At 71.2% G+C, this 13,793-nt stretch carries 12 protein-coding genes; 6 read left to right on the plus strand and 6 right to left on the minus strand.

The window, feature by feature from the left end; genetic code table 11:
• The first annotated feature begins 44 nt into the window (after window positions 1-44).
• The gene (locus AB0D31_RS15570; RefSeq protein WP_362722366.1) at window positions 45-1,124 is read left to right on the plus strand and encodes a Zn-dependent alcohol dehydrogenase; all 1,080 of its coding nucleotides are present in this window, start codon (window positions 45-47) and stop codon (window positions 1,122-1,124) included.
• Between the two features lie 251 nt (window positions 1,125-1,375).
• Here the strand turns inward: AB0D31_RS15570 and AB0D31_RS15575 are convergent, their stop codons facing one another.
• Complete coding sequence (locus AB0D31_RS15575; protein ID WP_362722368.1) at window positions 1,376-2,398, minus strand: DMT family transporter; 1,023 nt, start codon at window positions 2,396-2,398, stop codon at window positions 1,376-1,378.
• 136 nt (window positions 2,399-2,534) lie between these two features.
• Window positions 2,535-3,185, minus strand: coding sequence for a TetR/AcrR family transcriptional regulator (locus AB0D31_RS15580; protein ID WP_362722371.1), 651 nt, complete (start codon window positions 3,183-3,185; stop codon window positions 2,535-2,537).
• 55 nt (window positions 3,186-3,240) lie between these two features.
• On the opposite strand from AB0D31_RS15580, the gene AB0D31_RS15585 reads away from it, so the two are divergent.
• The 3 genes from AB0D31_RS15585 to AB0D31_RS15595 all read left to right on the plus strand — a co-directional run bounded on the left by AB0D31_RS15585 (window position 3,241) and on the right by AB0D31_RS15595 (window position 5,476).
• Window positions 3,241-4,392, plus strand: a complete 1,152-nt coding sequence (locus tag AB0D31_RS15585) for an acyl-CoA dehydrogenase family protein (RefSeq protein WP_362722373.1) — start codon at window positions 3,241-3,243, stop codon at window positions 4,390-4,392.
• A gap of 89 nt (window positions 4,393-4,481) precedes the next feature.
• Window positions 4,482-4,769: a YiaA/YiaB family inner membrane protein gene (locus AB0D31_RS15590; protein ID WP_362722375.1), complete on the plus strand. Its 288-nt coding sequence runs from the start codon at window positions 4,482-4,484 to the stop codon at window positions 4,767-4,769.
• Between the two features lie 77 nt (window positions 4,770-4,846).
• Window positions 4,847-5,476 carry a TetR/AcrR family transcriptional regulator gene (locus AB0D31_RS15595; protein ID WP_362722378.1) on the plus strand — a complete coding sequence of 210 codons (630 nt, stop codon included), beginning with the start codon at window positions 4,847-4,849 and terminating at the stop codon, window positions 5,474-5,476.
• 150 nt (window positions 5,477-5,626) lie between these two features.
• On the opposite strand, the gene AB0D31_RS15600 is transcribed toward AB0D31_RS15595, so the two are convergent.
• Window positions 5,627-6,088, minus strand: coding sequence for a MaoC family dehydratase (locus tag AB0D31_RS15600; protein WP_362722381.1), 462 nt, complete (start codon window positions 6,086-6,088; stop codon window positions 5,627-5,629).
• Window positions 6,089-6,264: 176 nt separating this feature from the next.
• Here AB0D31_RS15600 and soxR point away from each other — a divergent pair, with 176 nt between their 5' ends.
• Window positions 6,265-6,726, plus strand: a complete 462-nt coding sequence (soxR, locus tag AB0D31_RS15605) for a redox-sensitive transcriptional activator SoxR (RefSeq protein WP_362722384.1) — start codon at window positions 6,265-6,267, stop codon at window positions 6,724-6,726.
• A gap of 157 nt (window positions 6,727-6,883) precedes the next feature.
• Here soxR and AB0D31_RS15610 read toward each other — a convergent pair whose 3' ends face one another.
• Window positions 6,884-7,495: a hypothetical protein gene (locus AB0D31_RS15610; RefSeq protein WP_362722387.1), complete on the minus strand. Its 612-nt coding sequence runs from the start codon at window positions 7,493-7,495 to the stop codon at window positions 6,884-6,886.
• Window positions 7,496-7,988: 493 nt separating this feature from the next.
• On the opposite strand from AB0D31_RS15610, the gene AB0D31_RS15615 reads away from it, so the two are divergent.
• On the plus strand, window positions 7,989-10,838 hold the full coding sequence (locus tag AB0D31_RS15615; RefSeq protein WP_362722389.1) for a penicillin acylase family protein: 2,850 nt from the start codon (window positions 7,989-7,991) through the stop codon (window positions 10,836-10,838).
• A gap of 18 nt (window positions 10,839-10,856) precedes the next feature.
• Here AB0D31_RS15615 and AB0D31_RS15620 read toward each other — a convergent pair whose 3' ends face one another.
• Together AB0D31_RS15620 and AB0D31_RS15625 are read right to left on the minus strand one after the other, a co-directional pair.
• Entirely contained in the window at window positions 10,857-12,203 is a 1,347-nt protein-coding gene (locus AB0D31_RS15620) for a serine-threonine protein kinase (protein ID WP_362722392.1), read from the minus strand.
• Between the two features lie 215 nt (window positions 12,204-12,418).
• Entirely contained in the window at window positions 12,419-13,654 is a 1,236-nt protein-coding gene (locus tag AB0D31_RS15625) for a DUF1343 domain-containing protein (protein WP_362722394.1), read from the minus strand.
• Between the last annotated feature and the right edge of the window lie 139 nt (window positions 13,655-13,793).

Here is a 13,793-nt window from a genome sequence, read left to right on the forward strand (position 1 = left end):
AGGCCTCCCCGCTTCCCACCGCTCGCTCAGGAGTCAAGCCCGCCATGGTTCGCGCCGCCGTACTGCCCGCCGTCGGCTCTCCGCTGGAGATCACCGACATCGAACTCCCCGAGCCCGGCCCCGGCCAGGTGCGAGTCCGCCTGGCCGCCGCCGGGGTCTGCCACTCCGACCTCTCCCTCACCAACGGCACCATGAGGGTCCCCGTCCCGGCCGTCCTCGGCCATGAGGGCGCGGGCACGGTCGTCGCCGTCGGCGAGGGCGTCACCTCTGTCGCGCCCGGCGCCGAGGTCGTCCTCAACTGGGCACCCTCCTGCGGCAGTTGTCACCCCTGCTCGCTCGGCGAGGTGTGGCTCTGCGTCAACGCCCTGAACGGCGCGGCCTCGGTGTACGCCCGCACCGCCGACGGTACGGAGCTCCACCCGGGCCTGAACGTGGCCGCGTTCGCCGAGGAGACCGTCGTCGCCGAGAACTGCCTGATCCCGCTCCCGGCCGGCGTCCCCCTCACCGAGGCGGCGCTGCTGGGCTGCGCGGTGCTCACGGGGTACGGGGCGATCCACCACTCGGCGCGGGTGCGCCAGGGCGAGACGGTCGCGGTGTTCGGCGCGGGCGGCGTGGGCCTGGCCACGCTCCAGGCCGCGCGGATCGCGGGTGCGGGGCAGATCATCGCGGTCGACGTCTCCCCCGACAAGGAGGAGCTGGCCCGCAAGGCCGGAGCCACCGACTTCGTCGTCGCGTCGGAAACCACGGCCAAGGACATCCGCCGGCTCACCGGCGGTCACGGCACGGACGTGGCCGTCGAATGCGTGGGCCGCGCCGTGACGATCCGTACGGCTTGGGAGTCGACCCGGCGCGGTGGCCGCACGACGGTCGTCGGCATCGGCGGCAAGGACCAGCAGGTCACGTTCAACGCCCTGGAGATCTTCCACTGGGGCCGCACCCTCGCGGGCTGCGTCTACGGCAACTGCGACCCGGCGACCGACCTCCCCATCCTGGCCGACCACATCCGAGCGGGCCGCCTGGACCTGAGCACCCTGGTCTCCGAACACATCCCCCTGGACGCCATCCCGACCGCCTTCGACAACATGCTGGCGGGCAAGGGCGGCCGAGCGCTGGTGGTGTTCTAGGAGGTTGCTGTCCGGGCGGGCCGGGGGCCGGCCCGCCGTTTCGGGGCGGCTCGGCACCGATAGGGGCGTGGGGAACTGCGCGCTCAGCCAGGGACGGCCCGCACCGGACAAGCAAACCGGCGGGAGCGCGAGGGCTGGGCCCGCCGTTGGGGGGCGGGCCGGCGTCAAGAGGGGCGCGGGGAACTGCGCGCCCAGCAACACACGGTCCGCACTCGCCCACCCAGTTCCCCCCAACCGGCCCCCGCCCACCCTCAGTTGACCCGTCCCGCACCCGTCTCCCCGGCCTCCTCGCCAGAGACCCCCGCCGCCTCGCCGGAGCCCCCCTCGGCAGAGGAAGGGGAAACCGGGGCCGGCCCAGCCACCACCGCACCCCCGCCCGCGGCACGCGCCCGCGCGCGCGAGCGCGAAACCGCCACCCCCGCAAGGCAGATCGCCCCGCCCACCAGCGTCAGCGCCCCCGGCACCTCGTCGAGCACCGCCCACGACATCAGCACGACCATCGCGGGCACCACATACGTCGTCGCGCCCATCCGGCTCGCCGAGGTACGGGCCAGCGCGTAGGCCCACGTGGTGAAGGCGAGCGCCGTGGGGAACACGCCGAGGTACACCACGTTGAGCGTCGCCGACACGGGTGCGTGCGCCGCGTCCGACGCCAGTTGCCCGCTGAACGGAAGGCAGGCCACCGCCCCCACCAGGCAGCTGAAGAAGGTCACTTGGAGCGGGCTGCCGTGGCGCAGCGCCGGCTTCTGCAGCACGACGCCGGCCGCGTACGTCGCCGCCGCGACCAGGCACAGCACCACGCCGAGCACGGACGCGTGCCCGTCGCCCGACATCGAGAGCCCCACCGCGACCGCGCCGACGAACGAGACCGCCATGCCCGCGATCAGCCGCGGCGGCAGCGCCTCGCCGAGGAAGCGCGAGGCGAGCAGCGCCATGAGGATGGGGCCGATGTTCACGATCATCGCGGCGGTCCCCGCGTCGACCTGCTGCTCACCCCAGTTGAGGGCCACCATGTAGCAGGCGAACCACAGCACACCGGAGGCCACGATGCCCGGCCAGGCGGCCCGCGGTGGCAGTCCCTCGCGGCGTATGAGCAGCAGGAGACCGAGCACGGCCGTTCCGGCGAGCAGCCGGCCCAGGGCGAGCGCGCCGGGGGAGTAGGCGGCTCCGGCGCTGCGGATGGACACGAAGGCGGAGGCCCACAGCACCACGGAGACCCCCGCGGCGACGAGGGCGAGCCGAGCGGAACGGTGCTCGGAGGAGGAGTTCGTCATGCGAGGACAGTAAGCACAGGATGCTTTGGCCCTCGCGGAATTTCATCCGTGCTCCACGAACCCGGCTCGTCATGGACCCGGCATGCCCCCCGCACGGACCCAGTCGGGCCCCCAGCGCCTCATACTGCGGACCCAGTCAGGCCCCCAGCGCCTCGTACTGCAGCGCGAGCCCGTCGAGGAGCGCCCGGAGCCCCGTCTCGAAGGCGCCCTCGTCGATCTTCTCCTGTTGCTCGGCGAGGAGGTGGGCCTGGCCCAGGTGCGGGTAGGCCGCGGGGTCGTACGCCGCCTCGTCGTCCACGAAGCCGCGGGCGAAGGAGCCGAGCGCCGAGCCCATGATGAAGTACCGCATCAGTGCGCCGATGCGGGTGGCCTGGGCGGGCGGCCAGCCCGCCGCCACCATCGCGCCGAACACGGCGTCCGCGAGCCGCAGCCCGGCCGGGCGGCGCCCCGGGCCCTGCGCGAGTACCGGGACGATGTGGGGATGCCGGGTCAGGACCGCGCGGTAGGCGACGGCCCAGTCGTGCAGCGCGGAGCGCCAGTCGCGTCCGTCGTCCTCGTCGAACATCGACAGGTCGACCTGGGCCGATGTGGCGTCCGCGACGGCCTCCAGGATCTCGTCCTTGGTGCGGAAGTGGTTGTAGAGCGAGGGTCCGCTGACCCCCAGCTCGGCCGCGAGACGGCGCGTCGACACGGCCGCGAGGCCCTCCGCGTCCACGAGCGCACTCGCCGCCGCGACGATGCGGTCGGTGCTCAGGAGGGGCTTGCGCGGTCGGGCCATGCGGCACATAGTAGGCCTGCCAACCGAAAACTAGCAGTGGTAATTAAATTGGGGGTGCAGGGACATGAACCTGGAGCTGAGCGAGGAACAGGAAGCCGTACGCCGGCTCGCCAAGGACTTCGTCGACCGTGAGATCACCCCGCACGTCGTCGACTGGGACCGCTCCGAGAACGTCGACAAGTCGATCGTGAAGAAGCTCGGCGCGCTCGGCTTCCTCGGGCTCACCATCGACGAGGAGTACGGCGGTTCGGGCGGCGACCACCTCGCGTACTGCCTGGTCACCGAGGAGCTCGGCCGAGGCGACTCCTCGGTCCGCGGCATCGTCTCGGTCTCGCTGGGCCTGGTCGCCAAGACGATCGCGTCCTGGGGGAGCGAGGAGCAGAAGCGCGCGTGGCTGCCCCGGCTCACCTCCGGCGACGCCATCGGCTGCTTCGGCCTCACCGAGCCCGGCACGGGATCGGACGCGGGCAACCTCACGACCAAAGCGGTCCGCGACGGCGACGACTACGTCATCGACGGCGCCAAGATGTTCATCACCAACGGCACCTGGGCCGACGTCGTGCTGCTCTTCGCCCGCACCAACGACACCCCCGGCCACCGCGGCGTCTCCGCCTTCCTCGTCCCCACCGACACCCCCGGCCTGACCCGCCGGACCATCCACGGCAAGCTGGGCCTGCGCGGCCAGGCCACCGCCGAGCTCTCCCTCGACGGCGTACGCGTCCCGGCGAGCGCCCTCGTCGGCCCGGAGGGCAAGGGCTTCTCCATCGCCATGTCCGCACTCGCCAAGGGGCGGATGTCGGTGGCGGCCGGCTGTGTCGGCATCGCCCAGGCCGCCCTGGACGCGGCCGTCCGGTACGCCGGCGAACGCGAGCAGTTCGGCAAGCCGATCGCGCACTACCAGCTCGTCCAGGAGCTGATCAGCGACATCTCCGTCGACGTCGACGCGGCCCGGCTGCTCACCTGGCGGGTCGCCGATCTCGTCGACCGCGGCCAGGAGTTCGCGACCGCCGCGTCCAAGGCGAAACTGTTCGCCTCCGAGGCCGCGGTCCGCGCCGCCAACAACGCCCTCCAGGTCTTCGGCGGCTATGGCTACATCGACGAGTACCCGGTCGGGAAGCTGCTGCGCGACGCCCGTGTGATGACCCTGTACGAGGGCACCAGCCAGATCCAGAAGCTGATCATCGGCCGCGCCGAGACCGGGGTCTCCGCCTTCTGAACCGGCCCGTCCGAGTGCGACCCGTCTGAGTACGAAGTGAGTACGAGAGCGGATGTGGCGCGTGCCACATCCGCCCGATGCTGTCTGCCATGAGTGAGACACAGGTCAAGCAGCAGAACACCGGTGCCTACTACGGGCAGGCCGTCGCCGCCTTCGCCATCGCGCTCGGCGCCACCGCGGTCGGCATCCTCCGTCTCCAGGCCGACGCCTGGGTCCGCGCCTTTCTCGCCATGGCCGTCCTCTACCTCGTGACGTCCGCCTTCACCCTGGCCAAGGTGATCAGGGACCGTCAGGAAGCCGGCCAGATCGTCAGCCGCGTCGACCAGGCACGCCTGGAGAAGCTCCTCGCCGAGCACGACCCGTTCCAGAAGCTCTAAGCGCTTGCTCACCCTCGGGGTATGGTGTTCGTCCTGCTGGACGAAGCGCGGACGGACGAGAGGGGCGAGCGATGGGCATGGCTGACGTGACTGACGAGACGGCCGGCGGCGAGGAGAAGCCGTGGGGCGAGGTCACGCCCGAGGCTGCCAGGCGGCTGCTCGTCGCCGCCGTCGAGGCGTTCGCCGAGCGCGGCTACCACGCCACCACGACCCGTGACATCGCGGGCCGGGCCGGCATGAGCCCGGCCGCGCTCTACATCCACTACAAGACCAAGGAAGAGCTGCTCCACCGGATCAGCCGGATCGGCCACGACAAGGCACTGGAGATCCTCGAGTCCGCGGCCGACGGAGAAGGCGGCGCCGCCGACCGGCTCGCCGCCGCGGTGCGCTCCTTCGTCCGCTGGCACGCGGGCCATCACATGACGGCCCGTGTGGTCCAGTACGAGCTCGACGCGCTCGGCGCCGAGCACCGGGCCGAGATCGTGGAGCTGCGCAGGCGGAGCGATGCCGCGGTGCGCCGCATCCTCAACGAGGGTGTGGCGGCGGGCGAGTTCGACGTGCCGGACGTACCGGGCACCACGCTCGCCGTGCTCTCGCTCTGCATCGACGTGGCCCGCTGGTTCAACACCGAGGGCCGACGCACACCCGACGAGGTCGGCGCGCTCTACGCCGACCTCGTGCTGCGCATGGTGGGCGTCCAGAAGTGACGGAGCAGGGCCCGGCCGCCCCGAGCGGGCGAACCGGGCCCGAGGGGCCGGCTCGGGCGAAGGCGACGGGTTAGTGCAGAAAAAGTCCGCTCCGAGGAAGTGCGCGCCAAAGAAGTCGGCTCCGATGAAGTGCGCGCAGAAGAAGTCGGCTCAGAAGAAGTAGCGCGAGACCGATTCCGCCACGCACACCGGCTTGTCGCCGCCCTCGCGCTCCACGGTGACCTTCGCGGTGACCTGGACGCCGCCGCCGGCCTCCACGACCTGCGTCAGCTCGGCCGTGGCGCGCAGCCGCGAGCCGACCGGCACGGGCGCGGGGAAACGGACCTTGTCGGTGCCGTAGTTGATGCCCATCTTCATGCCCTCGACGCGCAGCACCTGCGGGACCAGCGTCGGCAGCAGCGAGAGCGTGAGGTAGCCGTGCGCGATCGTCGTCTTGAACGGTCCGGCCGCGGCCCGCTCCGGGTCGACGTGGATCCACTGGTGGTCGCCGGTGGCATCGGCGAAAAGGTCGATCCGCTTCTGGTCGATCTCCAGCCAGTCACTGTGCCCGAGCTGCTCGCCCACACCGGCCTTCAGCTCCTCGGCGGACGTGAAGATCCTCGGCTCTGCCATGTCCCTGGTCCCTGCCTCTCGCGACGCTCTCGCGGTCATGTCCAAGCGCTTGCTCAGCCACCTCAGCATGGTTGGGGCCGCCTGTCCTGTCAACGACGTACGGGACCCGACGTACGGGACGGGGAAGCGGTAAGGAGGCGGTGGGCGGCGCGGGCGCGGCCAGTAGGGTTCGAGGGGTGCCGCAGATTCCAGAGAAGATCCACGAACTCACGGTCGGGCAGCTGTCCGCACGCAGCGGGGCGGCCGTGTCCGCCCTGCACTTCTACGAGTCCAAGGGCCTCATCACCAGCCGCCGCACCTCGGGCAACCAGCGCCGCTACGGCAGGGACACCCTGCGCCGCGTCGCCTTCGTGCGGGCCGCGCAGCGCGTGGGAATTCCGCTGGCAACGATCCGGGACGCGCTGGCCGAGCTTCCCGAGGAGCGCACCCCCACGAGGGAGGACTGGGCGCGGCTCTCCGAGACGTGGCGGTCCGAACTCGACCGGCGCATAGCGCAGTTGGGCCGCCTGCGCGATCACCTCACGGACTGCATCGGCTGCGGCTGCCTCTCCCTGGACACCTGCGTCCTGTCCAACCCGGACGACGTATTCGGCACCGGGCTGGCCGGCTCCCGACTCCTGGCGGAGCGCAAGACCTGACGGGGCCCCGCCCGCACGGCCCGCCGCCTCCTGCGGGCGGCCCAGTGCCGTCCTCCGCGCCTCGCACCCCGTGGGGGCGGATCTGCGTCATGGCTCATGTGTCATGTGTCATGGCTCGGCGACCACGCGGGGGAGAGCCGGCTCGCCCCCGCGCGGCTCACGCCACCGATGCCAGCTCTCGGCGCCGTGCCGCCTTCGCCCGCGCCAGCGCCTCGCAGGTCAGCACCGGTTGCGGGACCAGGATTCCGCATCCCGAGCAGACCGGTCCGAACCAGGGATCGTGGTCCAGGTCCTGGCTCCACACCAGACGGTTCTCGTCGCACACGGGACAGTGCGTGCCGGGCTCGGCCCGCAGCGCCGAGATCATGCGGCCGAGGACGTCGGCCAGCGGTTCGGTGGGGTGGGTCCGGGGGTCGTCGCACCATGCCACCCCGAAACCGCCCCAGGTGCGCCGGTGCCAGTCGTCGAAGGAGCCAGGGCGGCGCAGCCCGGCGTGCTTCTCGCGCTTCCTGCGCTTGGCGAACTCCACTTCGTAGGCGAGCCAGACGGCCCGCGCCGCCTCCAGCTCGTCGAGCGCGGCCACCAGCCGCGCCGGATCGGGGGCCCGGTCCTCGGGTCCGATGCGGTGCCTGCCGCACAGATGGTCCCAAGTCGCCCGGTGTCCGTAAGGGGCGAACCGCTCAAGGCACTTGCGCAGCGAGTACCGCCGCAGCGCGAGATCGTTGCGCGGGTCTCGCACCTGTCTTGCCAGACTGCGGAATCCAGCCATGGCCCTGCCACCTCCGTCGCTCGTACTTCGGCGTCGAGGAATGGACGTACCCGAAGGCGATCCGGCTCCATCGAATTTCCGATGACGTCCATTACGGGGGTTTCGCCTACCCTGTCCCAAGAATTGGAATCGGTTTCTCACGACTTCCTCGGAACGTGGCCCATATGCAGCGGTCGCCCCGCCGACCTGCCGGAACGGCCGAACCGCCAGGCAGAGCACGGGTTCGGGGCGGATCCCCGGGCGGCACCGGACGCCGCGACACCAAGCCTCCGGCGCAACGGGAATCCCTTCAACCGGTCTGTTCTCCAGGGGTGCTTGGGCACCAGAGGCATCTTGGGTATTCCTCCGCTCCGCGGAGCCCCGCTGCCGCCCGAGGTGATCGGACGGGTGTGTGCGGGCGTGTAAGGATTCGGAGAAGGTGACGCATGTTCACCTTACGCAGCGTCGTACTCCTGAGTAGCCTCCCGCGCATCGGCCCCCACTAGGAGCGCGCATGCGACGACGCACCGCAAGGCTCAGAACCGATCGTCAACCCACCCGCACATCCAAGGGACTTCGGCGCCTGACGGGCGGCATCGGACGGGGCAGGGCCGCCGCCTGCGCCGCCACCGTGACCGCCCTCTGTGCCGCCCTGCTCGGCCCCGTGGTGCCGGCCGGCGCCGCCGAGCCGACCGACGGCGACCACTGCCAGGGGCAGTGTTCGGACATCCTGCCCCCCGGCGCCAACGGCAACGCCACCCTCGCCGAGATCCTCGCGAACAAGGTGTTCGGGACCCACCCCGCCCACAGCGACGACGAGCTCGGCAAGTACGACGCCCTCGTCGCCGGCCAGTCCTCGCTCACCGACGACAAGCTCAACACCTTCTTCAACGACGCCTCCTTCGGCGTCCCGAACGGGCAGGCGCAGTCGGCCACTTCGCCCCGCCCCGACGTCACCATCACCCGCGACAAGGCGACGGGCGTGCCGCACATCAAGGGCACCACGCGGTACGGGACCGAGTACGGCGCCGGGTACGCGGCCGGGCAGGACCGGCTCTGGCTCATGGACCTGTTCCGCCACATCGGGCGCGGCGAACTCACCTCCTTCGCCGGCGGCGCCCTCGCCAACCAGGGGCTTGAGCAGGAATTCTGGCCGCAGGCCCCGTACACCGAAGCCGATCTCCAGGCGCAGGTCGACCGCATCCGCACCGCGAACGGCCCCCGCGGCGAACAGGCCATGGCCGATGCCCAGGCCTATGTGGACGGCATCAACGCCTACGCCAAGCAGTCCAAGGACGGCCGCTACTTCCCCGGCGAGTACGTTCTCACCGGCAAGATCGACGCCATCACCAACGTGGGGGAGATCCAGCCCTTCAAACTCACCGACCTGATCGCGCTCGCCTCCGTGGTGGGCGGTCTCTTCGGCGGCGGCGGGGGCGGCGAGGTGCAGGCCGCGCTCTCGCTCCAGGCCGCGCAGGCCAAGTACGGCCTGGCCGACGGCACCAAGGTCTGGGAGTCCTTCCGCGAGCGCAACGACCCCGAGGCCGCGCTCACCGTCCACGACGGCACCAGCTTCCCCTACGCGGGCAAACCGGCCGACGCCAAGGGCGCCGCGATGCCCGACCCGGGCTCCGTCGTCCCCGAACAGCTCGTCTACGACCGCACGGGCTCGGCGGTCACGGGCGCCAAGGCCGACGTGAAGGTCCCGCAGAAACTGAAGCCGCTGAAGGGCATGTACGACACCGGCGCGCTCCCCGGCGTCGACCTCGGCAAGCCGCGCGGCATGTCCAACGCGCTCGTCGTGTCCGGCTCGCACACCGCGAGCGGGAACCCCGTGGCGGTGTTCGGCCCTCAAACCGGCTACTTCGCGCCACAGTTGCTGATGCTCCAGGAGATCCAGGGGCCCGGCATCAGCGCCCGCGGCGCCTCGTTCGCCGGCGTCGGCATGTACGTCCAGCTCGGGCGCGGCCAGGACTACGCCTGGTCGGCCACGTCGGCGGGCCAGGACATCACCGACACGTACGCCGTGGAGCTCTGCCAGGACGCCACCCACTACCTCTACCGGGGCGTGTGCACGCCCATGGAGAAGATGGAGAAGACCAACACCTGGAAGCCGACGGTCGCCGACACCACCGCGGCCGGCTCCTACCGGATGCAGGTCTGGCGCACCAACTACGGCATCGTCACCGCACGCGCCACCGTCGGCGGCAAACCCGTCGCCTACACCTCGCTGCGCTCCACCTACCGGCACGACGCCGACTCGATCATCGGCTTCCAGATGATGAACGACCCCACGTTCGTCAAGGACGCCAAGTCCTTCCAGCAGGCAGCCCAGTCCGTCGACTACACCTTCAACTGGTTCTACGCGGACTCCCGCACCGCCGCCTACTACAACAGCGGCCTCAACCCGGTGCGCAACCCGAACGTCGACCCCTCGCTGCCCGTCCTGGCGCAGCAGGCCTACGAATGGCAGGGCTTCGACCCCGCCGCCAACACGGCGGCCTACACCCCGCCCGCCCAGCACCCCCAGTCCGTCGGCCAGGACTACTACGTCTCCTGGAACAACAAGCAGGCCAAGGACTATGCGACGGCCGGCTTCGGTGACGGATCCGTACACCGGGTCAACCTGCTCGACGACCGGGTGAAGGCGCTGGTCGCCCAGGGCGGTGTCACCCGCTCCTCGCTCACCCGGGCGATGGCGCAGGCCGCCGTCACCGACCTGCGCGGCGAAGACGTCCTGCCCGAGCTGCTCAAGGTGGTGCGCAGCGCGCCCATCACCGACCCTCAACTATCCACCGCGGTGCAGCAGTTGGAGTCCTGGCAGGCCGACGGCACACAGCGCCGTGAGACCGCGCAGGGCTCGCACACCTACACCCATCCCGACGCGGTGCGCCTGATGGACGCGTGGTGGCCGCTGCTCGTCGAGGCCGAGTTCCGTCCCGGACTCGGCGACCCCCTCTACTCGGCCCTGACCGCCAACCTCGGCATCGACGAGGCGCCCTCCGCCGGGCACGGCCCGACCGGGTCGCACGCCGGATCCGCCTTCCAGTACGGCTGGTGGAGCTATGTCGACAAGGACCTGCGTACGGTGCTCGGGGAGCCCGTCGCCGGCCCGCTGGCCCGCGCGTACTGCGGCAACGGCCAGGTGGACGCCTGCCGCGAGAGCCTGCTCAGCACCCTGAAACAGGCCGCAGCCAAGACCCCGGCCCAGGTCTACCCGGGGGACGCGGGCTGCACGGCCGGTGACCAGTGGTGCGCCGACTCCATCGTGCAGCGCCCGCTCGGCGGCATCACCCAGTCCGCGATCAACTGGCAGAACCGGCCGACCTACCAGCAGGTCGTCGAGTTCCCGAGTCACCGCTAGACGGTGCCCGGCCGCGGGTCAGACCGAGACGATCCGGCCCGCGGCCAGCACCACTCGGGCGAGCTCCGGGTGGCAGATGTCACTGTGCGCGCCGGTGGGCGGCCCGCCGCTCTTCACCACGGCGGCCACGTCGACGCTCACACACCCCGAGTCGGGCACGCCGTCGCGCAACGCCTCGGCGAGGGTGAGCATGGTACAGGGGCTCACCGCCTGGATCCCGTCGTGGCCGATCGCCCACCACCGTCTGTCCAGGCCGGGCAGCTCGCTCGCGTAGTCGCCGGAGAGCGCGGAGGCCAGCGGGTAGATGACGCCGAGTGCGGTGTCGAAGTGCGAGTAGCAGGAGACGACCGGCCCGTCGAGCCGCGCCTGCGCGTCGCTCAGGGCGCCCGGTCCCGACAGCCCGTCCGGCAGCCGTTCGGCGAAGACGTAGTGCGAGAAGGCCCCTTCCAGCAGGGTCACCGACTTCAGGTTGCGCGCGCCCTGCGGCAGCCCTTTCAGTGCGAACGCGACCAGCCGCGCGCCTTGGCTGTGGCCGACGAGATGGACGCGCAAGTCCGGTCGTGTGGTGGCCAGTTGACCGATCAGCGGCCCGAGCCCGTTCTGTCCCACCGTGCCGGCGCGGTGCTTCATCTCGTAGTAGGTCGTCTGGCGCAGCACCTCCTTCGCGCCGTTCCAGAGATGCTTGAGCGAACCACCGATCGAGAACGACGGTCCGGGCGGCTCGGGCGGTCCGGGCTGCTCGGGCTGTACGTCCATGCCGGTCTCGGCCAGCGCGGACGTGAACCGTTGGCACAGCTCCACGATGGGGTCCATGAGGAGCGCGGGCGCGGCGCCGGGGGCGTCCTCCAGGGCGAGGTCGCCGCCGCCGGGCCGGCCCCGGGTTGCTGAACCCACCGACGTCGCCGACGTCACCAGCTGCCGGGTCAGTCGCCCGAAGTCGGTGAACGCTGCTTCGGAGTCGGGCTGTTCACGGAGATAGCCGGCGATGGTGTCGACGGCCGCGTCCTGGCCGGGGAAGAAGCCCTTGAGCGCCGAGACGGTCGCGGTGTCCAGGCCGGGGTCCGCGGTCTGCGCGAGGGCGTGCGGGAAGTCGGGAATGCTCTCGTCGGTGAAGCGGATCGAGGGCCAGGTGACACCGCCGTACGCGAGCCGCACCCCGGGCGCGGCGGTGAGTAGCGGGGGGAACACGGCGAAGAACGCCCGGTACAGGTTCCGTGCCGTGGTGGGGGTGTTGTTCCAGCCGTGCGCGAACAGCACCAGATCCGTGGCGTCCACGCCGGTGAGGGCGGCGCGCTCGGCGGGATCGGCGTCGCCGTCCGCGTCAAAGGTGATCTCCCGGTACGGCTCGACCCCGATGTCCGTCATGACCCGACCTCCGGTCCGCTCGACGATGAGCGTCCCCATCGTCCTGCGGCAGCACGGACCTGGCCATATGCCGGACGGCACGGATGTGCGGCGGCGCGGTGCGGGCACGGCCCGGCGCGGCGGTACCGCGCAGCTCAGCGGTACAGCAGGTACTTCGCAGCTCAGCGGTACAGCAGGTACTTCGCAGCTCAGCGGTACAGCAGGTACTTCGCAGCTCAGCGGTACAGCAGGTACTTCGCGCGTACGGTACGGAACGCCGCGAGCCCCGGCTGCCAGGCGGCCACGATCTCATCCGTGCCGGCCCCCGCGTCGACCATCGTGCGTACCAGGGCCGAGCCCGTGAGCTTGTCGATCCAGTGGTCCGCCCGCCAGGCGAAGCCGCTCCACACCCGCTTCGCGGTCACGAGCAGCGCGATGCCGGTGCGCACCGGGTCGAACAAATCCCGTGCATGGACGTGTAGTTGAACGCCACCCACCGTCCGGCTTTCGAACTTGGAGAACGTCGGTGCGAAGTACGCCTCGCGGAACCGGACGCCGGGCAGGGCGAGTTCGTTGAGCGCGGCTGCCCAGCGGCCGTCGATCCCCTCGGCGCCGAGCAGTTCGAAGGGGCGGGTCGTGCCGCGTCCCTCCGACAGGTTGGTCCCTTCGAAGAGACAGGTGCCGGAGTAGACGAGAGCGGTGTCGGGGGTCGGCATGTTGGGGCTCGGCGGCACCCAGGGCAGACCGGTGGCGTCGAAGAAGTCCGTGCGTTGCCAGCCGGTCATGGGGAGGGTCGTGAGCCGCACCTTGCCGCCCAGGAACTCGGCGTTGAAGAGCCGCGCGAGTTCGGCCGCGGTCATGCCGTGCGCCTGGGCGATGGGCTGCCGCCCGACGAACGTCGCGAACGCCGGGTCGAGGACCGGGCCGTACGCCGCGCGGCCCGTCACCGGGTTCGGCCGGTCGAGGACGACGAACCGCTTGCCGGCGAGGGCGGCGGCCTCCATGCAGTCGTAGAGGGTCCAGATGTAGGTGTAGAAGCGGGCGCCGACGTCCTGGATGTCGAAGAGGACGGTGTCCACGGCGGAGGCCGTGAAGATGTCGGCGAGGGCCCGACCGCTCTTGGTGTACGTGTCGTACACGGGCAGCCCGGTCGCAGGGTCGTCGTAACGGCCCTCGGAGCCGCCGGCCTGGGCGGTGCCGCGGAAGCCGTGCTCGGGGCCGAAGACGGCGGTGAGGTCGACGTGGGGGTCGGCGTGCATGACGTCCACGACGTGGCGGATGTCGCGGGTCACGCCTGTGGGGTTGGTGACGATGCCGGTCGCCTGGCCGGCGAGGGGGGCGTAGTGGGTGGCGGCGAGGTGGTCGAAGCCGGTGCGGGTGGGTTTGGGCGGGGCGGCGGGGTTGTCGCGGAGCCTGGCCGTGCCCGCGGTGCCGGCGGTGGCGGTCAGCAGGGTGCGTCTGGTGAGGCTCATGCGAATACCTCCGGCGGGGTGTGCGGGGTACGGGGTTGCAGTTGCCCAGCGTGCCAGCCGGCTGCCCCCTGGGGGTCCCGTCGGCGTGTTTTCCCACCCACCCACCCGTGCGGCGACTTGAGGGTGCGGCTCCCTGGGG

The organism is Streptomyces sp. NPDC048361, from assembly GCF_040651795.1.
GTDB lineage: Bacteria > Actinomycetota > Actinomycetes > Streptomycetales > Streptomycetaceae > Streptomyces.

What these genes read in the sequence shown, in the direction of transcription:
- AB0D31_RS15610 (WP_362722387.1), bottom strand. Translation starts at nt 7,495, where the DNA reads ATGGCTGGATTCCGCAGTCTGGCAAGACAGGTGCGAGACCCGCGCAAC.
- AB0D31_RS15585 (WP_362722373.1), top strand. Translation starts at nt 3,241, where the DNA reads ATGAACCTGGAGCTGAGCGAGGAACAGGAAGCCGTACGCCGGCTCGCC.
- AB0D31_RS15615 (WP_362722389.1), top strand. Translation starts at nt 7,989, where the DNA reads ATGCGACGACGCACCGCAAGGCTCAGAACCGATCGTCAACCCACCCGC.
- AB0D31_RS15620 (WP_362722392.1), bottom strand. Translation starts at nt 12,203, where the DNA reads ATGACGGACATCGGGGTCGAGCCGTACCGGGAGATCACCTTTGACGCG.
- AB0D31_RS15600 (WP_362722381.1), bottom strand. Translation starts at nt 6,088, where the DNA reads ATGGCAGAGCCGAGGATCTTCACGTCCGCCGAGGAGCTGAAGGCCGGT.
- AB0D31_RS15575 (WP_362722368.1), bottom strand. Translation starts at nt 2,398, where the DNA reads ATGACGAACTCCTCCTCCGAGCACCGTTCCGCTCGGCTCGCCCTCGTC.
- AB0D31_RS15580 (WP_362722371.1), bottom strand. Translation starts at nt 3,185, where the DNA reads ATGTGCCGCATGGCCCGACCGCGCAAGCCCCTCCTGAGCACCGACCGC.
- AB0D31_RS15570 (WP_362722366.1), top strand. Translation starts at nt 45, where the DNA reads ATGGTTCGCGCCGCCGTACTGCCCGCCGTCGGCTCTCCGCTGGAGATC.
- AB0D31_RS15595 (WP_362722378.1), top strand. Translation starts at nt 4,847, where the DNA reads ATGGCTGACGTGACTGACGAGACGGCCGGCGGCGAGGAGAAGCCGTGG.
- AB0D31_RS15625 (WP_362722394.1), bottom strand. Translation starts at nt 13,654, where the DNA reads ATGAGCCTCACCAGACGCACCCTGCTGACCGCCACCGCCGGCACCGCG.
- AB0D31_RS15590 (WP_362722375.1), top strand. Translation starts at nt 4,482, where the DNA reads ATGAGTGAGACACAGGTCAAGCAGCAGAACACCGGTGCCTACTACGGG.